This window comes from Nostoc sp. UHCC 0870, assembly GCF_022063185.1.
Taxonomy (GTDB): Bacteria; Cyanobacteriota; Cyanobacteriia; order Cyanobacteriales; family Nostocaceae; genus Trichormus.
This window is the reverse complement of sequence record NZ_CP091913.1, coordinates 4,834,833-4,856,747: the sequence shown is the minus strand read 5'-3', so window position 1 is coordinate 4,856,747 and position 21,915 is coordinate 4,834,833. Positions and strand designations below refer to the sequence as shown.

The window sequence follows — 21,915 nt, the reverse complement described above, 5'->3', positions numbered from 1 at the left end:
GAAATCAAAATGTTGTATTTATAACAACTAAAATCTATAATTACAGATTTTAGTTGGTTTGTTTTCAATAGCATATGTTATATGTAGATATTATTTTAGCTATCTTCATCAATAGCATCTTTAGGAACTTCTCCTGATGGATCACTAAGAATTTCATGGATCAAGTTATTATCAATAACTATTCGAGTTCTGGATAGAAAATGATTTATTTGTTCTTCAGTTACTTGATAATCATTACGAGCATCGAAAACAGAATAAATTGCTAAAAGCGGTTTTATTTCTTCACGCTTCAATAACACCCATTCACCACCTAATTTACTTGATAGGAGTTCGTCTAAATACTGTTTTGCTTTAGTACCACTGCCAACTTTTTTAGCCCGGACTAAACAGCCGCGAGTTAAATCGAAGTCTTGGTATTCAATTAGGCGTTTTAATCCAGCTTGAAGAAATCTCCCACTAACTCCTTCAAGCACAGCTACTCCAATTTTTACAACACTGCCATTTTCATCACCAATGATTTTGAAATCAATATATCCCTGATCTACACTACGAGCTTTAACTTCTGTAATATCCTTAATATAAACTTTTTCAATATTTTGTCCAACTAAAGTAGAAAAGCTGAATTGTAGAGCTTTAGAAAGTTTATTTTTATTCTGAAAATCATCTTGTATGTTGCTTTCAAGGTAGACTAATTCCTTACTGTAAGCAGATTCTACTGGATCTTTCGGCGGTAGTGGTGTTAGACTCCAATTTTCTGCACACCACTGTAAAACCTTTCTAACCATCGGTCTTTCTTTACCAAGTTCTCTTAGTTTCTCCTCTTCAAAGGGATAAAGTGAATTAGGTGGTGTTACGCCACGTTGTTCATAAAAGTCTTTCAACCATTGAGAAACCAAGACAATGACATCATCAGATTTGAGATAAGTTAATTCAATACTCTTTTGAGCAATTCGATCGGTGACTGATTCTGCTTCTCGTAAAGCTCTTATTTGATCATTCCACGTTTGAGGAAACATAGTTGTTAGAAAAACACCCCGTTTAATTTTGTCATATAAGTCTTTCGCTAAAATAGCAGCAACTTGTGATGCTGTGAATCCTGCATCATTACACATTAGGATACTTTCCAATTCATCAAAACACATGATGATAGGTTTGTAATCACTAATTAAATCTAGGATTTGACGAACTGTGCTAAAAGCTTGGGCTTCTCTATCCTGTGCGCTAGAGTTAGCTAGACCCAGTGCTTCAGCCCTTGACTGCGGTAATTCTTGACCTGCAAGCCAGTTTATAGCGAAACGTTCCTCAGATGGATTAGAGGAAAGTGTCCATAAAATTGCTGCGATAATGTCAGGATTCTCGATGTCATACTTGATTCCTAAAATTCTATCTGTCCAATGTTCAACTACTTTAGGATTTACTTTAAGGACTTCCGAAAAGTGCCTAACTAACTCCTCTGGTGTGTAGGTTTTGTTGTAAGTTTCATTAAAAATAGCAGTTGCTAATTCCCGCCACTGACTCACCCCTTGGCTACCGATCTGCTTCAGACTATTTGCTAAGTTTCGTAAGAATTCACCTTTAATTCGATTTAAGTCATTAATCTCACTCGTGTATACAAATAAAGCACTACCATCAACCTGAAGCTGGTGGCGAATTCGACTAATAAGATGGCTTTTTCCTAAACCTCTCTCAGCTTTGATAGTAATACCTATAACTGGTTGCTGTTTGGTGCGAACTCTTTCAATAGCATCAAAAATAGCATCTGAAGCATGAGCATTTAAGGAGGGAACATCAGGAAAACCTGTAACCCAGATATCTTGGCTTCTCACTACTAAAGGTCTGTCAAATGGGTTATAGTTTTGAATCACATTAATCAGTTCGTTCTCATTAGGCATGGATCTAGGGCGAGGTTTTTAGGTGTTAGATTTTGGATGCTAAATTTTGTACTTCTCACTATTTCTCACTATGCGAAATTGAAGTAGTTTTAAGTATTTGTGAGAAGTAATCCGAGAATAAGTTTATGAATTTAATCGTTTCGCATAGCAACGTAACCCACTTATTGGAGTAGTTATGGAGTCTTCAATTTTGTCTGCGTCACTGTCTGACAAGCTACCACCTTGAAGCTGTAAAATATCGTTCTCTTGCATTTTTAGTAGCCATTCATTGAACTTATCTCGACTCACCTGATCGCCTAGTTGTCTCCTAATACGATAAATTGGCACTAAATCATCAAAGCTATGGTTCTGGTTTAACTTGTCGTAGACTTCCAACACCACTGACTTAAACTCGTCATAAGAAGCGATCGCACTCTTTCCATTAACTGGTGCAGATGTGCTGACTACCACAGCATCAATTTGGCTAATCCACTTCACTAACGCATTCGCCGCCCAAGTACCAACAATAGTCCCATCAAACTTAAACTCACCACTTCTCAAACCCTCACCCAGAAACTCTAAACCCTGGGGAGATGTCAGAGAGTATCCAGTTTTTGAAATTGATATCGTCCCTTGTTTCTGTAGTTCTTCAAATAGGCTCTGATAGTCTGCTATTTTCTTGCCCTTCGATAAAATACGCTTGTTGAGTTGGCCTTTCTTCACTTCTTGCTGCGTTCCCCCCAAATCCCACAAAGCTAGCAGAAGACGAGTTTTAGTTTTAGCAGTCTGTAAACTATCTTTGACTGAACCCATGTGTGTAGCCTATTTAACTGATTATTACAATAATATAATGCACTTTTCCTACACACTCTACTTAAGTGGCATTGAAAAATTTCTTAGCATTTTAGCAAAAAGGCTATTATTTTCAATAAATAAAGCAATATTCAAGAATCACATATAGATATTTAAAATACATTATTGAGATATCTTATTTAAGTATTTTTTCTGACTTATCGTACTAAAGCAACAGAAAATTTTATGTGAAATTATTATTTCATCACCAAAATTTCTTGCGATCGCTAATAATTTCTCTGCACATATAACCCAACCAAAAGTCTATTCCTGGGGAGCGATCGCAATGTCTTTCAAAAGCGGGACGGAAGACTAGAAAAATCGGCTCATCATAACAAAGGGTAAATACAAACTTTTGAAAAACCTACTTGCTATATTTCAGCGAGGAAGAGATTATGGTAGGCGATTTTTTACGGAAAGCTCAGGATTTTATCAGTGGCTCAAGGCGCGAAGAACGTCAGGAAGAAGGAGAGTATCGGGAACGGGGACGCAGGGGAAGACGAGACAGCGAAGACCGCTATGAAGATGAAGACGAATATGGCAATGTCCGCCGCTCCCGTGAAGACCGTGATGATGATGAGGATGAAGAGGAAGATGATGGCAACGTCCGCCGTTCCCGCAGAGACCGCTACGATGAGGACGACGAATAACCATATTGATTCATATTGTAAAGACGCGATTTATTACTTTCCTTGGCGAACATAACTCACGGCTACACAGACAAAACCCCTAATTTTTCATTAGTCCGCGCAGGCGGACTTTGTTTGTGTAGTAGCGAATTATATTCACCCAATATTTTTCTATTTTTAAATCGAACTTATAGCAGCTAAAATTTCTTGCGATCGCTGAATATTTTTCCGTACAGATTGAGCCGCAATCTGCAAAGCTGCTTTTTCACTCTCACTCAAATTCAATTCCAAAACACTCTCAATTCCACCAAAACCCAAGCGACAGGGAACACCAATCACCACATCTTTTAAACCATATTCACCTTGCAGATATGTCGCGGCAGGTAACAACCGCGACTGATTCAATAAAATTGATTCCACCATCACACTAGTAGCCGAAGCTGGGGTAAAAAATGCGCTACCCGTCTGCATCAATTCCACAATTTCCGCGCCGCCATTGCGGGTTCTCTCCACCAAACGTTCAATTGTTTCTGTATCCAATAATTCCGTGATAGGGATACCGTTAACAGTGGCGTGACGAGATAAAGGAAGCATCAAATCGCCGTGACTACCTAAAACCATCGCCTTGACATCAGCAGGTAAAACCCCCAACTCCAAGGCGATAAAAGTTTCAAATCGTGCCGAGTCCAACACCCCAGCCATCCCCATAATTCTATTCCGAGGTAAACCCGTCGCTTCCCAGGCTAAATAAGTCATCACATCCAAGGGATTGGTGACTACGATAAAAATAGCATTAGGAGAATAGGCGATCGCACTTTTGGCTGCTTCAACAACAATTTTGGCATTGGTCTTCAGCAAATCATCCCGACTCATCCCTGATTTGCGGGGAAGTCCGGCGGTAATCACCACAATTTGCGAACCAGCCGTATCAGCATAATTATTTGTACCGATAATCTCACGATTATGTAATTCCAGACCCCTAGCTTCTAATAAATCCAGTGCTAAACCTTGGGGCATTCCCTCAACAATATCTAATAAAACCACATCTGCGAGATTTTTCTCAGCAATGCGTTGAGCTAAGGTACTACCAACCTTACCAGCACCGATGATAGAGACACGAGGTAGACGATATAAAATTGGGGAGTCTAAAGGAGACAACATAAACTCAAGTAAAAACTGCAACCTGTACATAAACCAGGTTAACAGCTAGTGTTGCGATCGCCAGTAGCTTAAGTAAGATAGTCTCCTATGTAGGATGGGCGAAATCAAGTCCGATAAACAAGTTTGTAGTAAAGACTAAAGTCCTTACTACGAACCGTCAAAACTAACTTGATAGACTACTAGCCGCTATTCCAATGCTTCGAGTTGATCCAAACGTAACCAAATATTGGGTGTCGGTACTTGTCCAAACATCACCAGAGCATAATCACCCTTAATATCTACAATTTCACCTTTAGTTTCAAACAAATAAGCCGGAAAGCGAGTATCACTAGCTTTAGCCTCCACACTATTTTCCAGCTTCTCGCGGATAGCCCGCACCATATTTCCTTTTTTTACCGGCATAATTTCCCCTTTAAAGTTTTGACACCCTTTTAAAGAGGATTATAGGGGATTGGGGACTGGGTAAGAATTGTTCCCTTGTCTCCCTTCTTTTGCTTCCCCTAAACCCCTACACCCCTACACCCCTACACTAGGGTGTTGACTTTGTAGGAAAAGCATTAAAAAAAGTTCATACAAATTCTGCGTCGTTATCTAAGGTCGAAAATACGATTTTTCTTTTCGAGAGCATGGACTGACCAAAAACTTGAGATGACCAATCCTTAAGGTCTATATAGCGAACATTTTCTAATGCCTGTTTAACCACAGATGTGGTCAAATTCATCGTACATAAACAAATGCTTAAAATCATCTGACCTATCTGTTTGAGAGGGCATCTAGAGGAAAAATGTTTGTATTTACCAAAAATAGATTCAATGATATCAGAAGCTGCCAAAAAAGTTTTATCCTTGGGAATCTGTTCGATTTCAGTTTTTATATATAACCAAATATTTTGTGGGAAAGTTATATCCAGAAATGTTGAATTGTTTTTTAACTGGAATTCAGCTAGAGATTCTTGATTAATACCGTTTTGTTTAAGTTGAATTTCTAAGGCTCTGGTCATCATCACCATTTGACTCCAAATCCGGATGTCTTCTTGATAATCTTTTAACCATCCAAACTTCATAATTAATTTTTGATTGAAAATGTCCGGGTCAGAAGTTTCTGCTAATTTTAATAAAGTCTCAATTGGACATTTCAACAGTTTCTCTGCCCAATTAATCAACTTCTCTACATTGAAATAACGACATTGAGAGCGTTGCGATGGTGGAGATATAAAGGCTAATTCGGTTTGTTGAAGTTGATGCCGACACTGATTACATTTTTGAATAAAAGATTGATATTTTTCGGAATTAGCTAGCTCATGTTTGAGTAATAAAGCCATTGCATGAGTTACATCATACGTATAAACTACATCTGGATATTTTTGTATGTAAAGCTTAATTCCTTTTTCAATGTCACTACCATGATCTGCTATTATTTGTACTGGGCAGCCCACTTTAGTAGTTAGTTCACAAAGCTTTTGTTCAATCAATTCTCCTCTGGTCGAATCCATGATTTCCAGTGCTAATACTTGAACATCATGGTGTTTTAATCCTCTTTTTGATGGGAAAACTTCCGATTCTAAGTATTGTTGAGATACTCCCAAAACCACCAAACACTTTTGCTTTCCTAATTCTACTGTTAGGTCTATAATAAAAACCCAATCACTTCGGTATTCTTTGGCTCGTTGTAGTTCATATAAACCAATTCTTCCTAACCAACTTCTCACACTACTGAAGCAGGGAGTTTTTACTTCCTCCGCCGATGCTTCCCACTTCAAGTTATTCTCAACTCCTCGTAAGCTACTTCCAGAATCAATGCTTTGTTGTATGGCTTTTTGTACTGTTTGAACGCTATATTGATGCCCGAACGCTGCCACCATCTCTATTTTTTCGGAATTTTCTTCCCCTTTTTTTGTCCATCAACCAAATTGGTATGAAGGATACGTAGTTCTTTTTCTGCTTTCATCGCCCGTGTTTTCCAATTCTCTCTTGAGAGCAATAAATCCCTAACTTTTACTTCTAATGCTCTGAGCTTTTTTTGTCTCTCAAGGGCTATCTCTTTCCAATTCTCTCTACTTTGTTTAAACAGACGAATTAATCGGCTGGAGGAACTTTTTAATTTATTCATTAACCACCCAACCTCAATTTGATATTTTTAGGTGTCTATCCTGTATGAAGAAATATCATCATAAGATACCCAAAGTCAACACCCTACCCCTACACCCCTACACCCTTAATACTGACACTGGGGGCAAAAATGACTGGATCTTCCCCCTAACTTAATTCGCTGAATGACTTCACCACAAACTCTACAGGGTTCTCCCGCACGATTGTAAACCCAGGCGACACCGCCATAGTTACCATTAATACCCTTAACGTTGAGGAAATTACTAAAAGTCGTTCCGCCAGCCGCAATACTGGTTTCCAGCACTTGAATAATTGCGGTTCGCAAAGGCTCAATTTGCCTTAACTTTAAATCTGCACACAGCGTTTCAGGCAATATCCCACTCTTAAATAATGCTTCATCAGCATAAATATTACCCAACCCAGCCACCACCGACTGATCTAATAGTGCAGTCTTAATCGGACGACGGCGATTGTGCAACTTATCGGCTAAATACTCAACAGTAAACTCCGGCGAAAAGGGATCAGCTGCAAGTTTACCTAACCCAGTGATGACACTTTCTACAGCTACTCCCGGCTGCACCCACCACATTTGACCAAAAGTGCGCTGATCAACAAATCGCAATTCCTGTTCATCTCCAAAGAATATTCTTACCCGTGTGTGCTTGTGCAATGGTTCATCGGGCTTTACCCATAGTAGCTGACCAGTCATTCGCAAATGAACCCCTAGCCAACCACCAGAAGGGGAGGATGAGGAAGCAGGGAGGGGTTGAGAGAGTTCACAGAGGAGATACTTACCGCGACGCTGCCAATTAATTATAGTTTTACCTGCGATCGCATTTACAAACTCATCTACAGAAAAAGGGTGGGCGATGGTGCGATTTAGCAACACATCTCCACCCGTAATTTGCCAATTCAGAGTCAATTGATTTAGACCCCGACGGACTGTTTCGACTTCAGGCAGTTCAGGCATTTAAACTGATTTAGCAAGCGATGGGATTTATTTATAGGGATCAAAAATTGAATTACTAATATAGATACATTTGCTAACCCAACTACGAAAAATAATCCGCAAATACCCGCAGGTCGGTGCTGATTTAGTAGAGTAGTCTGAGGTTGAAGAATGAAAAAATTATAATTTTTATTCCTCAGTATCTATATTTTACCCTTCGCTTCATCATCCCATTAAATCAATCCCTTCCGGCTGGGCTAGTTATTTTTTAACTTTAGCCTTAGGTGCTTCGACCTCTAGAAGTTCATCTGGAGCGAAGTTGTTGGTGTTGATGCCAGAGTAATTTACCTTCTCAAAGCGGACAATTACAGGGTATTTGATGCCACTTTGGTCTACGGAAGCTACAGTGCCGACATCTTGAAACCAGTAGGATTCTGGGCGAAGAACACGTACTTTAGAACCACGTTGTACCATGATTATTTTCCCTTTTAGTTATCAATCGCCATTATTTAGGGCTAATTGATTTCACTCTACAACTTGAAGGTCGTTACTAGAGGATTTGTTAAGTTATTTATCTGATATTGAATAACTTCTGCCCCTCTCCTTCCCCTGCTTCCCCTGCTTCCCCTGCTTCCCCTGTCACCTGTCACCTGTCCCCTGTCCCCTGTCACCTGTCACCTCTCACCTCTCACCTGTCACCAATCTCTACCTTTAGTTGCTTTTATGTCCCAAATTACAAACCTAGTATGGTGTGAAACCCTGCTTGACAAAGTACCAACAATGACGTACCTTCGTTCGCAAACCCATATTTAAGGAAAATCTTATGTTTTACTTAAAACAAACACGCTACCCTCATTACCCCTGCCAATCCGCAAGTTTTCGTCTAAGTAAGTGATATCCAACCAGCCTGATTGTGTATCGCTCTTGACAGGTACATCCAACGCCGTAAATTTTTTACCAGCCACAATTTGTTGGATAAAATTCTCTGGAGAAGTGTATCCTATTAATCGTTGTAAACCAATGATAGAACGCTCAAATTTTACTTGGATGCGCTGCTCTGAAATTGGCTCAAATTTTGCTGCTACAGTGACTAATCCTTCTAAGTAAGGTAAGCCATAAATTTCAGCGATGTTGTAAACGCTGGTATTTTCTACCCGAATACACTGATAAATTTGACCAAGTTTATAGACAGGTACGCGATCTATGTTCAAGAGAGCTTTGCTAGTGGTGTAAAGTAAACGCCAATTGCCCTCTAGTAAATTGGTAGCCTCTAATGGACGCGGTGTCGGATTCAGGTCTTCTAAAGTAGCGATCGCTGCTAAGATAAACTGCTTTTGTGGTTGACTAGCTAGTAAACCGCGATTTGTACCCGCGATCGCATCTAATAGAGCCGCTTTTTTGATCATCACCCATTGCCTCAAAATTTATCAGGATTAAAGCCACATTAAATTGATATTAATGTCCTATGTATGAAGCCGAAAAAAATACTCAGAATCAGAGCTTAATTGCTTTATCTCTATTAAATAAAATATTTTGGTTAGCTTGCGGATTTATTCATCCCAGAGTTGAAGAAATAACTAAATTATCGCGTATCAAGTGATAGACTTCTTAATGTCTAGTTACATAAGCTTTTTTGCCTATTAAGTCGATATGTTGAATTCTCCCCTACGTGAAGAACCTCGAAATCAGCGTGCTGCTGTCATCCCCCTAAAGCAAGAGTCTTCTTTATTAGATTGGCTACAAGCTAACGGACGGATCATACCGCGTGAAGTTCAAGAATCTAGTCTTCGAGATGAAGAAGAGGAAATATCAGAATTTCTCGGTGGAGATGATGGCATTGACTACCTTGATGATGATGACGACGACGATATCAGTCTAGACGAAGATTAGCCTTTTAGGCTCGGATTTCCGAAAACGTATACAGTTAAGCAGTTTTATTTAAGTGTGGAGTGAAGGGAAGGTTTTGTGGACGCTAAATTATCTCCAAACCAAGGATTGAATTTTTCTGGCATCGGTCTAGCTTCTGGTTTAGCGACTGGACTGGGTATAGCAGCTGTGATTTTAGATTGGTTGGCAAACAGAACCCCTTGGCAGGGTATGTCATTGACTCTGCCACTGGTAATGGCTACCATTTTTTCAGCTGTTGTAGGTTACTTTGTAGTGCCTCTACTGCAAGCCCTCAAAACTGGGCAAATTATCCGCGAAGATGGCCCGCAAGCCCATTTAAAGAAGGCGGGTACACCAACTATGGGTGGTATCTTTTTTATCCCTGTGGCGGTGATTGTAGCTTGTGTTTGGTCTAGTTTTGCTCCAGAAGTGCTTGCTGTCTCCGCATTAACTCTCAGTTATGGTTTAGTTGGCTGGATTGACGATTGGCAAATTCTCCGCCGGAAGTCTAATAAAGGCATCTCTCCCCGGATGAAATTACTCTTGCAAATCGGTTTTGCCCTAGCTTTTTGTGTGTGGCTGATGTTCAATCAACCCGCTAATATTACGAGTATTGCATTACCTTGGGTGGGCTTTGCCTTACCTTTAGGATTCTTATTCTGGCCGTTGGCTGGTTTTGTCCTCGTGGCAGAAAGTAATGCAACTAATTTAACTGACGGTATTGATGGCTTGGCGGCTGGAACAGTAGCGATCGCCTTGCTAGCATTAGGTGCTATAGTTGCTCCTACTTCTCTGGGATTAATGGTTTTCTGTGCAGCCTTAAGCGGTGGCTGTTTAGGTTTCTTAGCCCACAACCGCAACCCAGCCCGTGTGTTCATGGGAGATACTGGTTCTCTAGCTTTGGGTGGTGCTTTAGCAGCCGTAGCGTTGTTAACTAACAGCTTGGTAGCTTTGTTTATTCTCAGTGGTATCTTCTTTGTCGAAACCTTGTCTGTGATGGCACAGGTAACTTATTACAAAGCCACCAAAGGCCCCGATGGCAAAGGTAAGCGTCTGTTTAAAATGGCCCCTCTACATCACCATTTAGAATTATCTGGTTGGTCGGAATTGCAAGTAGTTGGTGTATTTTATATCATCGCTGCTATCTTAGCGACAATTTGTTTAGCGATCGCTCCTTTTTAAATCTTTTTAAAGAACTATAAAACTTTAGCCCCGCTTTCTGGATGAAGGTGGGGTTATTCTATTGAGGAAAAGAGGCAGAAGGCAGACGAAAATAACTAATGACTAAATTATTCAGAAATTAACTGTGCATAGATGGTATCTATTTATAGTGTTATGGAATGAAAATATGAAAAGAGTAATTACGCCAATATTATTAATGGGAATTAGCATCAACTTACTCGCAAGTACCCCCAGCAATGCCAACAACAATTATTCGATCATAGCTCAATCTAACAATAGAAATAGAACTACAGAAGAGTTTATTGTGAGTGGAACAGAACCTTTTTGGAGTGTGACAATTAGCAAAAAAGGAATTATTTACTCCACACCGGAATCCCGCCAAAGTTTCCCTTATGTTTCGCCATTACAAGCATCTGGTCGCCCAGCAGACTTAGTAAGAGTTTATCGATTAAGAGATAAAAATAATACAACTAATACCTTGGTGATTAAAAAAGTAACATCCTGTAGTGATGGTATGTCTGATATCAAATATCCCTATTCAGCTATATTTATTAGGGGTAATACGGTCTTAGAAGGTTGTGCCAAACCAAATAAATAGCGTTCATATACCCCATTCCCCATTCCCCTATTTCCGTATTTGGCTAACTAAATGAGTGAGTTCTGGTAATATTAGCTTTTCCATAGCCAATCGCACAGCATTGCTAGAACCAGGTAAAGAGAAGATGAGTTTGTTTTGATAAACACCAGCAACCGCACGAGAGGCGATCGCACGCGAACCAATTTCTTGATAACTTAGAAATCTAAACAACTCCCCAAATCCCGGTAGGGTTTTTTCCAGTAATTTTTCAATAGCATCATAGGTAGTATCTCTAGGTGCAATCCCTGTACCACCATGAAAAATCACTGCATCCAAATTGGCTTTTTTACTTAGTGATTCAATCTGGTGTTGGATTTGTTCTGGTTCATCTTTGATGATTGCATATGCTCCCACTGCATAGTTAGCACCAGTTAGCAACTGCTGGATAATTTGACCGCTTTTATCTGTCTCTAGTGTACGCGTATCACTGACGGTAACAACCGCACAAGTTACTGTTATTCCCGGTACATCTGGATGAGGTTGTGATGTCATGATCACTACAATAAAAGTTACTAGTACCACTAGGCAAAAGTCAAAAGTCAAAAGTCAAAAGACTTCTATTTTGGACTGTGTGAAGTTATTAGCCATTGACTAATGACTAATGACTAATGACTACCTTTGACACTCTCAGGTCTAAAGACGCGCTCGTTTCCCGCATACCGTGAGGTCTTATGATTTACTGAATCCTAAACCCGTGTCTTCAGCGTATCGCTCCATAAAACGCATAAAGCGATCCCATTCTTCGCTAGATTTCATCAAGTAAATAGCTTCTAACGCTTCCGGCTTACCGTTGATGAATTTACCCTTAACCTCGCGGGTGATTAGTTCTCCTTCTTCATCAATCATGTACATCCCAGTAATCTCATCGGTGCTACCTTGGGCTAGAATCTTAGGATTCGTAAAAATAAAGGTTGCTGTACCACTGTCACCAGTGCGCGATCGCGTCAAACGTACCTCTGGAATTCCGTCTTCTTCAACTCCCCTGGAAAATTGAATTTTCGCCATGATAAATTTAAATTTTTGTAATCATTAGTTTAATATTCTCTCATCATTTGGTGGGTATTAGGGACTGGGGATTGAGGATTGGGGATTGGGGATTGGGGACTGGGGACTTGTGACTTGTGACTGGGGATTGGGGACTGGGGACAAGGAAGAGAAGAACTAATGACTATTGACTCTGACCTCAGCACTCTTTTTCTAGGATCAACGTGACTGGCCCATCGTTTTCGATGCTGACTTGCATCATTGCGCCGAATTTACCTGTTTCTACTCGTAAACCGCTAGTTTGTAACTTAGCAACAAAGCTTTTATATAATTCTTCAGCTTGGGAAGGATTCGCCGAACGGTCGAAGGAGGGACGGCGACCTTTGCGACAGTCACCGTAGAGTGTAAATTGGCTCACTACCAACAACTCACCGCCAATTTCTTGCACAGATTTTTGCCACCTGTCGCCGCCTTCTTCATCAGGAAACAGGCGTAATTCTAAACATTTCCGCGCCATCCAGTCTATTTCTGCATCTGTGTCTGTATCAGCAATCCCTACGAGTAAATTTAATCCTCGGTCAATTTTGCCAATCACTTCACCGTTAACGGTAACTTGAGATGATTTTACTCGCTGGACGATTACGCGCATAATAGCCATTTTTCCCTACAAATTAGTCAATAGCCATTTTAATCGCCCATTGATTAATGACTAATAAACCTCTTGCATAAATTCTTAAGCTGTCATGTTGAGCGAAGCGAAACATCTCAAAGATTCTACATTTCATTCAGAATGACACATCTAATTTTTGGAATTTTGCAAGAGGTCTAATGACTAATGACTATTTCCCAAAGCCTTGACCTCGGCTGGTGGAAGGAATAGACAGACAATTTTCTAATTGGGTCAGTAAGGTTTCCCGATCTAAATTTTGCCCAATCAGCACTATTTGATTTTTGGGTTCACCTTTCCATTCGTCATCATCTAGGGTGAACCGTTTACCGCACAGGTGGAAAATATGCCGATTGGGACTTTCATCAAACCACATTATTCCCTTAGCGCGGAAGATAGACGTGGGTAGTTGATTATCTAGAAAATATTGAAACTTCCGAATTGAGAAAGGCTGGTCACTTTGGAAAGATATAGATGAAAAGCCATCATTTTCTAAGTGGTCAGAGTGATGATGGTGGTGTTCATGGTCGTGATGGTCGTGACCGCAGTTTGCATGATCATGGTCATGGTCGTGATGGTCGTGACCACAGGTTGAATCATCATGATCATGATCGTGATGTTCGTGATCATGCTCATCAACACTGTCAAAATATTTATCAGATTCAAACAGTCCGACACTCAGAATTAAAGGTAACGCAACTTGCGATCGCGTCGTCCTTAAAATTCTTGCTCCTTCCTTAACTTCATTAATTTTTGTTTCCAACTCATTTAATTTAGCTTCATCAACCAAATCTGCCTTATTCAAGACAATCACATCACCGTAGGCAATTTGACTGTAAGCTGCTTGGGAGTTGAATAAATCTAAGCTGTAATTTGCTGCATCTACTACAGTAATAATCGAGTCCAACCGCGTTAAATCTCTCAGTTCTGTACCCAAAAATGTCAGGGCTACTGGTAGGGGGTCTGCTAGTCCTGTTGTTTCTACAACTAGGTAATCTAGCTTTTCGTCCCGTTCTAAAACTTTATATACAGCATCAACTAAATCGTTATTAATAGTGCAGCAGATACAACCATTACTTAATTCCACCATATTCTCATCAGTGGAAACGATTAACTCGTTGTCGATGCCGATTTCTCCAAATTCATTCACCAAAACAGCAGTTTTCAAACCCTGTTGGTTGCTGAGGATATGGTTGAGTAAGGTTGTTTTGCCACTACCGAGGAATCCAGTAATAATTGTGACTGGCATTCCTTGTTTGGGAGCATCCATTGGTTGAGAATTGGAAGTAACTGCTGATTGCATAAGACTGTAATCAAAAAATTAGAAAATTTGAGAGAAGTTAAAATTTCCGCACCGCTAAGAGCAACTCAAAATTTATAGACTCGAAAGCGACTACCCACAGGGTAAGTCAAAAGAGTTGAATTTTGGTCTTTTGTACTGTTTTAAATGGTAGTCGTATTTCAGCCGTGATGTACTAGCATAGGGATGCTGGATAATTATTCCTGCTGCTTTACTTTATTATTGCGTATATTTCTATTTCAAATTTACTGTGTTATGACCCTAACCATTTACAATACCCTCACTCGTCGGCAAGAACCTTTTGAAACTGTAGAACCAGGAAAGGTTAAGATGTATTGCTGCGGTGTGACAGTTTATGACTATTGCCATTTGGGTCATGCACGTTCTTACATCGTTTGGGATACGATTCGCCGTTATTTGATCTGGCGTGGTTTTGAAGTTACCTACATCCAAAATTTTACTGATATCGACGATAAGATTCTCAACCGCGCTAAAGAACAAGGTTCAACGATGGAAGCGGTCTCTAACCGCTTTATTGATGCTTATTTTGAAGATATCCGCCGCTTAAATGTCATGGATGCGGATGAGTATCCCCGCGTTACTGAGCATATTCCCGAAATTCATGAACTGATTCAGATTTTAGAACAAAAAGGTCTAGCCTACGCTGTGGGTGGAGATGTTTATTACCGTGTAGAACGCTTTCCTAATTATGGCAAACTCTCAGGCAGAGAACTGGAGCAAATGCAAGCTGGTGCTAGCGGTCGGTTAGATGCAGATGAATCAGAAGTTAAAAAGCAACACCCCTTTGATTTTGCTTTGTGGAAGGGCGCAAAACCAGGCGAACCAGCATGGAGTTCTCCTTGGGGTGAAGGTCGTCCGGGATGGCATATTGAATGCTCGGCGATGATTCGCTCTAAATTAGGAAAGACCATTGATATTCATGGTGGTGGTGGAGATTTGATTTTTCCGCACCATGAAAATGAAATTGCTCAGTCAGAAGCAGCCATGAATCAACCATTGGCGCGTTATTGGACACATAACGGTATGGTAATGGTTGATGGTCAAAAAATGTCTAAATCATTGGGTAATTTCATCACCATTCGGGAATTACTAGATGGGGTAGGAAATTGGAAAGATCAGCCAGTCAACCCGATGGCGGTGAGATTGTTTGTCTTACAGGCACATTATCGCAAGCCTTTAGATTTTACCGAAGATGCGATCGCCACTGCGGAAAATAGCTGGAAAACCCTGAAAGAAGGGTTACTTTTTGGCTATCAATACGGTGAAAAACTGGGATGGAGTGAAGAATCATCAATGATTCCCGAACTAGTCGCCCGCTTTCAAGAATTAGGCGATGATGATTTTAACTTCTCTGGTGGTTTGGCGGTTGTATTTGAATTAGCTAAAGACTTGCGCCGCGAAGGAAATATTTTGGTGCATGAAGGAACAACTAAAACCCCAGCCGATGAACTCCACCGCCAGTGGTATACCTTAGTTACCTTGGCTAAAATCTTGGGTTTAGAAGCAACACTAGATGATGAAACCCTGACAAAAGACGGTTTAAGTGATGCAGAAATTGAGGCTCTAATTCAGCAAAGACAGGACGCGAGAAAATCCAAAAATTTTGCCGAAAGCGATCGCATCCGCAACGAACTACAAGCTCAAGGTATAACTTTAATTGATAGTCCTCAAGGTACACGTTGGCATAGAGGCTAAAGGTGACTGGGGACTGGGAAAGAGAAAATTTACCCAATCCCTAATACCCAGCACCCAATCCCCAATACCCAATCCCTATTTCCTAAAATTTTTATGTGGTCAGAATTAACAAAAGCGATCGCTAGTTTTAAAATACCGGCTGATTGGATCGGTATTCGAGTTGTGAAGGAAACGGCTGCTAACCATTATGTTCGTGATGGTTTGCCCCAATCCAATGGCAAATCCACAACCCAGGGAGCAATGCTCGAAGTCTTGGTGAACGGCTGTTTGGGTTACGCAGCGACTAATTCCTTAGAACTTTCATCGCTGCAAGTAGCGGCGGAAATGGCATATAAACAAGCACTTGCAGCTAGTGAGTGGTGGATTTATCCCTTCCGCGAAACTGAACGTCCTAAAGTGGTGGGTGAATATAACTCACCTTTTTTAGAACCATTGGATGCCCTATGTCCAGGAGAAATTAATGATTTATTGGTGCGGATTTGTCACACCCTCAAAGTTGACGAGAAAATTGTGCAAACCACAGCTAGCGTCAGCACGAACCAGAAAGAGAGTTGGTTTGTCAGCAGCAATGGTTCTGAGGTATATCAAAAGTTTTTATCTTTAGGAAACCATTATGGAGCGATCGCGCAAGATGGGGCAATAGTTCAACAACGCACTAATAACGGCTGGCAAGCACATTGTTATCAAGGTGGGATGGAACTGTTACACAGAGAAAATTTATGGCGAGAGGTGCAGCAAATTGGCGAACAGGCGATAGAACTGTTAACCGCCGAGGAATGCCCAACCACCCGCACCAATTTAGTTTTAGCCCCCGACCAAATGATGCTGCAAATTCATGAAAGTGTCGGACATCCCTTAGAAATTGACCGCATCTTAGGAGATGAACGCAACTACGCCGGCGGTAGCTTTGTCAACACCAGCGATTTTGGTCAGCTAGTTTACGGTTCACCCTTGATGAATATTACCTTCGACCCCACCGTTGATGGTGAATATGCTAGCTATGGCTTTGATGATACAGGAGCAGTTGCCACAAGAGAATATGTCATCAAAGAAGGCGTATTGCAACGGGGTTTAGGTAGTTTAGAAAGTCAAGCCAGAACCGGAGTTCCTGGGGTCGCCTGCGCTCGTGCATCCTCTTGGAATCGCGCCCCAATTGACCGCATGGCTAACTTAAATTTAGAACCAGGAAACGCCAGCTTTGACGAAATGATTAGTGGGATTGAACACGGCGTTTACATGGAATCTAACCGTTCTTGGTCAATTGACGATCGCCGTTATAAATTTCAGTTTGGCTGTGAGTATGCCAAATTAATTGAAAATGGTAAACTCACTAAAACCCTACGTAATCCCAACTACCGCGCCACCACCCCAGAATTTTGGCACAGCTTAATCCAAGTGGGGGATGACTCCAACTGGGAAATGTATGGTACACCCTTTTGTGGTAAAGGCGAACCCAACCAAGCCATCTGGGTAGGACATGGTTCACCAGTTTGTGTATTTGCTAATGTCGAAGTTTTCGGCGGAGGAAAATAAAAAGTCAAAAAGTCAAAAGTATAGCGTTTCCTAATCACATGAGATATATCATAGCCCCCTCCTTGCTTGCGGGGAGGGGGTTGGGGGTGGGGTTCTTGTACCTCACTACAGAGATAACCGCTATAGTAGTCTATCAAGTTAGTTTTGACGGTTCGGAGTAAGGACTAAAGTCCTCATTTTTCTAAGGACTAAAGTCCTTACTACAAACTTGGTTATCCATCAATTTAAACTTGACGCACTAGTAGTTAGTAATCATGTAGGTTGGGTTGACACAAGGAAACCCAACATTACTAATTATATTTTTATTGCGATCCACTGCCATTTTTAAGTGCATTTTACTTACCTATTATGAAAGCAGAAATATCTACCTTAGAAGTTAGTTTTAATCAAATATTAGAAACTCTAATCGCCAAAAAGGCAGAAAATGAAGAATTTACTATCAAATTAAACTGTGAACGCAGTCAATTTACTCGGTTGAATCATGCCAAAATACGTCAAACTGGTTATGTGGCTGATGGTTGGGTAGAATTAACTCTGATGGCAAATCAGCGCAGCAGCTTCCGCCAATTTCCTTTTACAGGTAATTCGGAAACAGACTGGCAAGCAGCATATAAAGCTTTGCAAGAATTACGGGATGAATTGCCTGTATTACCATCTGATACATACCTTGTTTTACCATCAGGAAATAATACTAGTCGAGAAGTAAATACAGGTAGCTTGCTGACAGCAGATGTATTAGTGCCAAATATCTTAGAACAGGTTAATGAATTAGATTTTACTGGTATATATGCTGGGGGAATAGCAATTAGAGCTTATGGTGATTCCTGTGGTCAGAAACATTGGTTTGCAACTGATTCTTTTACTTTAGATTATTCTTTATTTATCGCATCTGGACAAGCTGTTAAAGGTATATTTGCTGGTAGTAATTGGGATACAGCAGCATATACAGCCAAAATCAGCGAAGGGAAAAAACTACTGAAACTATTATCTAGCGCACCAAAGGAATTGCCAAGAGGACAATACAAAACTTATTTTGCACCTGCCGCCGTTGCTGATTTATTGGGTATGCTTTCTTGGGGTGCTGTGAGTGAAGCAGATATCCAACAAGGTAACAGTGCTTTAGCAGTTTTATCACGCCAAGAAAAACAGTTGTCGCCTGCATTTAGTTTGAAAGAAAATTTTCAACGGGGACTAGTACCTCGCTTTAATGAATTGGGAGAAACCGCAGCACCAGAATTACCAATCATAGACAACGGTAAATTAGTCAATACCTTAATTAATTCCCGCACTGCGAAGGAATATAAAAAAATTGCCAATGGTGCTAATAGTTCCGAAACTTTACGTGCGCCAGAAATCAGTCCAGGTAATTTAGTTTATGAGCAAATTTTGCCAAGTTTAGATACGGGGTTATATGTATCGAATTTGCATTACTTGAACTGGAGCGATCGCCCTAAAGGTAGAATTACAGGTATGACCCGTTACGCCTGTTTTTGGGTAGAAAACGGTGAAATTGTCGCACCCATAGAAAACCTCCGCTTCGATGAAAGTCTCTATCGTTTTTGGGGAGAAAATTTAGTAGACTTCACCAATTTTCAAGAGTTTATTCCAGAAGTTGGCACATACGAAAGTCGTCAACTCGGCGGTAGCTTAGTTCCAGGTATGTTAGTAGATGATTTTACTTATACCTTGTAACTTCAAGTTTGCATAATTTCCGCATCCCTAGCTACTCCGTGACTGTAGCCAGGAAAGTGGAAAGTGTCACTTTATCTAACTTCATTAAATAGAAGCGATCGCAGTCGAGATTTGCTCCCAGAATGACTGTGTACTGTTTGAAGTAAGAATAGACATAGGGACGGGCGATCGGGTGTTGGGAAATAAGTTCAAGGTGTGTTGACGAGATATTTGTAGAGGTCATCAATCACAGCATTAGCAGCAAGTGGATTTCCCCCAACCCACTTAAAGTGATCGACAGGATAAACCGAACCGTGCTGAACACTTTTAAGATTTTTCAAGAGAGGTTTTTGTTGAAGTCTTTTAAGAGCATCTACGTGAGCTTTTTCAGATCCTAAAAGAAATAAAACGTCACCATCCAAAAGTTCTGGACGTTCCTCGGATATTAGCTGGACTACTTCGTTATACCTAACAACATCTTGTTTGGGTGGACGCTTTAATCCAAGCTCTTCGAGAATAGAGCTGGAAAATGAGTTTTTTAAGAAAAAGTAAACATTGTTTCCAAAAATACTGACGACAGAAAACGTTTTATCTTTGTAACGATTGTCCAACGCTAATTTTAGTGGCTCTCCCAGACTAGATATGTTAAATTAACAACAGAAATACCAATTTAGTAAAACCCTTCTTCTAAAACTATTAAAGTTAGTTAAGCCATAAGCTCTGCGTTTAATGAGCTTAATCTTCTGATTAATTCCTTCTACGATACCTTGAGTAGTTCGGTGATCAAAATAAGCAAGAATTTCATCTATCCATCTACAGATGGTTCGACAACTTTTGGGGAATAATTTATAAGCTGCTTGAGTCCATTCCAGGAATTTATCTAAGGCTTCATCACTGGTTATCGGACTTTCAAATATATCTCTAATTGCTTCTTTATTCCGATACATTTCTCCTAACTCTGGAGCAACTTTTTGGAGTGAAGCTATCTTCGCCTTTTCTTCATCACTCAGGCTTTCTTTTTTCTTTAGCAAAGGGTATTTACTGTGAGTTAAGCCAGCTAATTTCTTTTCTCTTTCTTGGCGATTTTTAATTTTCTCTGCTGCTCTTTTTTCCTGTTTTCTTCTTGCGTCTAACTCCTGGTTTATTTGTTTCATGACATGGAATCTATCTGCCACCACTTGAGCATTCGGTAGCATTTCTTGGATTAAACTTTTATAGGGTATCCATAAGTCTATGCTGACTTCTTCTATTTGATTCAGTACCTCTGAACCTAGACTGGATAAGTATTCTGCTATAACTGCTTTATTTCTTTTTTCTAACAAAGCTATGGGTCTTCTTGTCTCTAAATCTACTAATACTGCTGCATAATTCTTTCCCCCTTTTAATTGTGTGATTTCATCTATTCCTAGCTTTTTTATCTGACGAGGTTTTTCTTTTAGCAAATCTGCTTCTAACTCTTTTAATATTGTTTCTATCTCAGATGGTGTCATTCTATTTCTTCTAGCTGCACTCTCCACATCCGTCTCTAATACTTCCTTGATTACTTTCATCCCTAGTCTTGTTGTGTAAGTTCTTCTACTTTTTACAAAAGACAGTTTTTCGCTGAATACTTTCTGACATTCTGTACATTTCAATTGACGACGATTTACTTTTAAAATTACTTGATAGCCACTCATGGGTATATCTCTGACCATATACCAATGATTTTGATGAGTTTTATCAGTTGTCTTTCCACAGCGAGGACACTGAGCAACTTTTGACTGACTTTGGATTTCAATTACGATTTCATCATCGGTGATAAAATTGTAATTCACAACCTTAATATCTTCAATATTAATAACTTTAGTAATAAAATGAAGTAGGGGATTAGAAGGCATATTTATTAAAATGCTAATTTTATTCTCAACCTTTCTTGCTTATTTATAGTCTTAATTGCTTGTATAACTCCTTCCCAGCTTGGATTATCGCCACTAATCACTGCTAATTCTATTGAATTATACTGGATTTATTCATGCTATTCTAGCATAACTACTCTGGGAGAGCCATTTTAGTTCTTCAACCCGATGATGATAGTTACTCAAAACCTGCTGTGCTACTGCTTTTTTCCTAAATATCTCAGCAGTGAAGTTAAAACTTTCCTTCCAATTCCCTGCTATTCGATCTTTCCATGAAAAAATAACTGTAGGGGCAATTTTAGAAAGTATAGGGTAAATTCTTTCAACGTTATCCCAAGCCAATATCAAGTCAGGTTTCAGTAATAATATTTTTTCCAGGTTGGGATTGAATGGGTCGCCAATTAGCTTGATACCATTTATCTTATCAACTAAATAGCTTTTCCTCAATTCCTCATCTATATAAACAGTATTACCAATGGGGTTAATGCCTAAAGCAAGCGTATCACCTAAAAGAGCAGCGTAAGATGAAATGGTGATAACCCGTTTGGGGTGATCAGGAATGCAAGCTTCACCCATTGCGTGTTGCACAACTCGGCAAGGGGTTAAAGATGATTCGATCGTTAGCGTTTCATTATGCTTGATCTTTGTACTGCTACAGGCTGAGATGATAGTGATTACAAGTACTGTTAGTAATAGCCTTTGTTTTATCCCCCTCAATCTCCTCTGGCAAAGGGGGGAATCTAGCTTCAGTTTCCTACCCTTACCAAGGGCAGGGTTAGGGTAAAGTTGATTGCCGCAACTGACGAATTGTCTAAGCGATGACCTACGGTCGGTCGTAGACCATCGCCACCACCTGATCCAGTTGTTGATCCA

23 protein-coding genes are annotated in these 21,915 nt (G+C 40.1%); 7 read left to right on the top strand and 16 right to left on the bottom strand.

From position 1 onward, the window contains the following. Positions 1–95: 95 nt before the first annotated feature. Both L6494_RS20480 and L6494_RS20475 read right to left on the bottom strand, forming a co-directional pair. On the bottom strand, positions 96–1,892 hold the full coding sequence (locus L6494_RS20480; protein ID WP_237989614.1) for a hypothetical protein: 1,797 nt from the start codon (positions 1,890–1,892) through the stop codon (positions 96–98). Positions 1,893–2,015: 123 nt separating this feature from the next. After that, positions 2,016–2,684 (bottom strand): hypothetical protein, encoded by a 669-nt coding sequence (locus L6494_RS20475; RefSeq protein ID WP_237989613.1) that lies wholly within the window; start codon positions 2,682–2,684, stop codon positions 2,016–2,018. Positions 2,685–3,118: 434 nt separating this feature from the next. Here L6494_RS20475 and L6494_RS20470 point away from each other — a divergent pair, with 434 nt between their 5' ends. Further along, positions 3,119–3,373 carry a hypothetical protein gene (locus tag L6494_RS20470; RefSeq protein ID WP_237989612.1) on the top strand — a complete coding sequence of 85 codons (255 nt, stop codon included), beginning with the start codon at positions 3,119–3,121 and terminating at the stop codon, positions 3,371–3,373. A gap of 156 nt (positions 3,374–3,529) precedes the next feature. On the opposite strand, the gene mdh is transcribed toward L6494_RS20470, so the two are convergent. The 7 genes from mdh to L6494_RS20435 form a co-directional block, all read right to left on the bottom strand. Continuing rightward, the gene (gene mdh / locus L6494_RS20465) at positions 3,530–4,513 is read right to left on the bottom strand and encodes a malate dehydrogenase (RefSeq protein WP_237989611.1); all 984 of its coding nucleotides are present in this window, start codon (positions 4,511–4,513) and stop codon (positions 3,530–3,532) included. A 186-nt stretch (positions 4,514–4,699) separates the two neighbouring features. Beyond that, positions 4,700–4,915: an NAD(P)H-quinone oxidoreductase subunit O gene (locus L6494_RS20460; RefSeq protein WP_237989610.1), complete on the bottom strand. Its 216-nt coding sequence runs from the start codon at positions 4,913–4,915 to the stop codon at positions 4,700–4,702. A gap of 166 nt (positions 4,916–5,081) precedes the next feature. Beyond that, positions 5,082–6,374: a hypothetical protein gene (locus tag L6494_RS20455; RefSeq protein WP_237989459.1), complete on the bottom strand. Its 1,293-nt coding sequence runs from the start codon at positions 6,372–6,374 to the stop codon at positions 5,082–5,084. 2 nt (positions 6,375–6,376) lie between these two features. Then, a complete protein-coding gene (locus tag L6494_RS20450; RefSeq protein WP_237988609.1) occupies positions 6,377–6,622 on the bottom strand; it encodes a hypothetical protein in 246 nt (81 codons plus the stop codon). A 105-nt stretch (positions 6,623–6,727) separates the two neighbouring features. Next, entirely contained in the window at positions 6,728–7,591 is an 864-nt protein-coding gene (locus tag L6494_RS20445) for a DNA-formamidopyrimidine glycosylase (protein WP_237989609.1), read from the bottom strand. Positions 7,592–7,831: 240 nt separating this feature from the next. Then, positions 7,832–8,044, bottom strand: a complete 213-nt coding sequence (locus L6494_RS20440) for a photosystem I reaction center subunit IV (protein ID WP_237989608.1) — start codon at positions 8,042–8,044, stop codon at positions 7,832–7,834. Between the two features lie 347 nt (positions 8,045–8,391). Continuing rightward, the gene (locus L6494_RS20435; RefSeq protein WP_237989607.1) at positions 8,392–8,976 is read right to left on the bottom strand and encodes a PAP/fibrillin family protein; all 585 of its coding nucleotides are present in this window, start codon (positions 8,974–8,976) and stop codon (positions 8,392–8,394) included. 244 nt (positions 8,977–9,220) lie between these two features. Here L6494_RS20435 and L6494_RS20430 point away from each other — a divergent pair, with 244 nt between their 5' ends. The 3 genes from L6494_RS20430 to L6494_RS20420 all read left to right on the top strand — a co-directional run bounded on the left by L6494_RS20430 (position 9,221) and on the right by L6494_RS20420 (position 11,237). Beyond that, positions 9,221–9,460 (top strand): DUF3134 domain-containing protein, encoded by a 240-nt coding sequence (locus tag L6494_RS20430; RefSeq protein ID WP_237989606.1) that lies wholly within the window; start codon positions 9,221–9,223, stop codon positions 9,458–9,460. Between the two features lie 75 nt (positions 9,461–9,535). Continuing rightward, positions 9,536–10,639 (top strand): phospho-N-acetylmuramoyl-pentapeptide-transferase, encoded by a 1,104-nt coding sequence (gene mraY, locus L6494_RS20425; protein ID WP_237989605.1) that lies wholly within the window; start codon positions 9,536–9,538, stop codon positions 10,637–10,639. Between the two features lie 166 nt (positions 10,640–10,805). Next, entirely contained in the window at positions 10,806–11,237 is a 432-nt protein-coding gene (locus tag L6494_RS20420) for a COG3650 family protein (protein ID WP_237989600.1), read from the top strand. 27 nt (positions 11,238–11,264) lie between these two features. Here L6494_RS20420 and L6494_RS20415 read toward each other — a convergent pair whose 3' ends face one another. The 4 genes from L6494_RS20415 to L6494_RS20400 form a co-directional block, all read right to left on the bottom strand. Next, positions 11,265–11,768 (bottom strand): MogA/MoaB family molybdenum cofactor biosynthesis protein, encoded by a 504-nt coding sequence (locus L6494_RS20415; protein ID WP_237989599.1) that lies wholly within the window; start codon positions 11,766–11,768, stop codon positions 11,265–11,267. 177 nt (positions 11,769–11,945) lie between these two features. After that, positions 11,946–12,281 carry a photosystem II reaction center protein Psb28 gene (gene psb28, locus L6494_RS20410; protein ID WP_237989598.1) on the bottom strand — a complete coding sequence of 112 codons (336 nt, stop codon included), beginning with the start codon at positions 12,279–12,281 and terminating at the stop codon, positions 11,946–11,948. A 178-nt stretch (positions 12,282–12,459) separates the two neighbouring features. Continuing rightward, positions 12,460–12,909 carry a D-aminoacyl-tRNA deacylase gene (gene dtd / locus L6494_RS20405; protein ID WP_237996173.1) on the bottom strand — a complete coding sequence of 150 codons (450 nt, stop codon included), beginning with the start codon at positions 12,907–12,909 and terminating at the stop codon, positions 12,460–12,462. Positions 12,910–13,099: 190 nt separating this feature from the next. After that, positions 13,100–14,230 (bottom strand): CobW family GTP-binding protein, encoded by a 1,131-nt coding sequence (locus L6494_RS20400; RefSeq protein WP_237989596.1) that lies wholly within the window; start codon positions 14,228–14,230, stop codon positions 13,100–13,102. A gap of 252 nt (positions 14,231–14,482) precedes the next feature. On the opposite strand from L6494_RS20400, the gene cysS reads away from it, so the two are divergent. The 3 genes from cysS to L6494_RS20385 all read left to right on the top strand — a co-directional run bounded on the left by cysS (position 14,483) and on the right by L6494_RS20385 (position 19,168). Next, positions 14,483–15,943 (top strand): cysteine--tRNA ligase, encoded by a 1,461-nt coding sequence (gene cysS / locus L6494_RS20395; protein WP_237989594.1) that lies wholly within the window; start codon positions 14,483–14,485, stop codon positions 15,941–15,943. Between the two features lie 93 nt (positions 15,944–16,036). Continuing rightward, positions 16,037–17,476 carry a TldD/PmbA family protein gene (locus L6494_RS20390; RefSeq protein ID WP_237989593.1) on the top strand — a complete coding sequence of 480 codons (1,440 nt, stop codon included), beginning with the start codon at positions 16,037–16,039 and terminating at the stop codon, positions 17,474–17,476. A 348-nt stretch (positions 17,477–17,824) separates the two neighbouring features. Next, entirely contained in the window at positions 17,825–19,168 is a 1,344-nt protein-coding gene (locus tag L6494_RS20385; protein WP_237989592.1) for a TldD/PmbA family protein, read from the top strand. Positions 19,169–19,356: 188 nt separating this feature from the next. Here L6494_RS20385 and L6494_RS20380 read toward each other — a convergent pair whose 3' ends face one another. The 3 genes from L6494_RS20380 to L6494_RS20370 form a co-directional block, all read right to left on the bottom strand. Further along, positions 19,357–19,758 carry a hypothetical protein gene (locus tag L6494_RS20380; protein ID WP_237989591.1) on the bottom strand — a complete coding sequence of 134 codons (402 nt, stop codon included), beginning with the start codon at positions 19,756–19,758 and terminating at the stop codon, positions 19,357–19,359. Between the two features lie 39 nt (positions 19,759–19,797). Then, positions 19,798–21,024, bottom strand: coding sequence for an ISL3 family transposase (locus L6494_RS20375; protein WP_237988450.1), 1,227 nt, complete (start codon positions 21,022–21,024; stop codon positions 19,798–19,800). A gap of 132 nt (positions 21,025–21,156) precedes the next feature. Next, positions 21,157–21,759, bottom strand: a complete 603-nt coding sequence (locus L6494_RS20370; protein WP_237989590.1) for an ABC transporter substrate-binding protein — start codon at positions 21,757–21,759, stop codon at positions 21,157–21,159. Positions 21,760–21,915 lie beyond the last annotated feature (156 nt).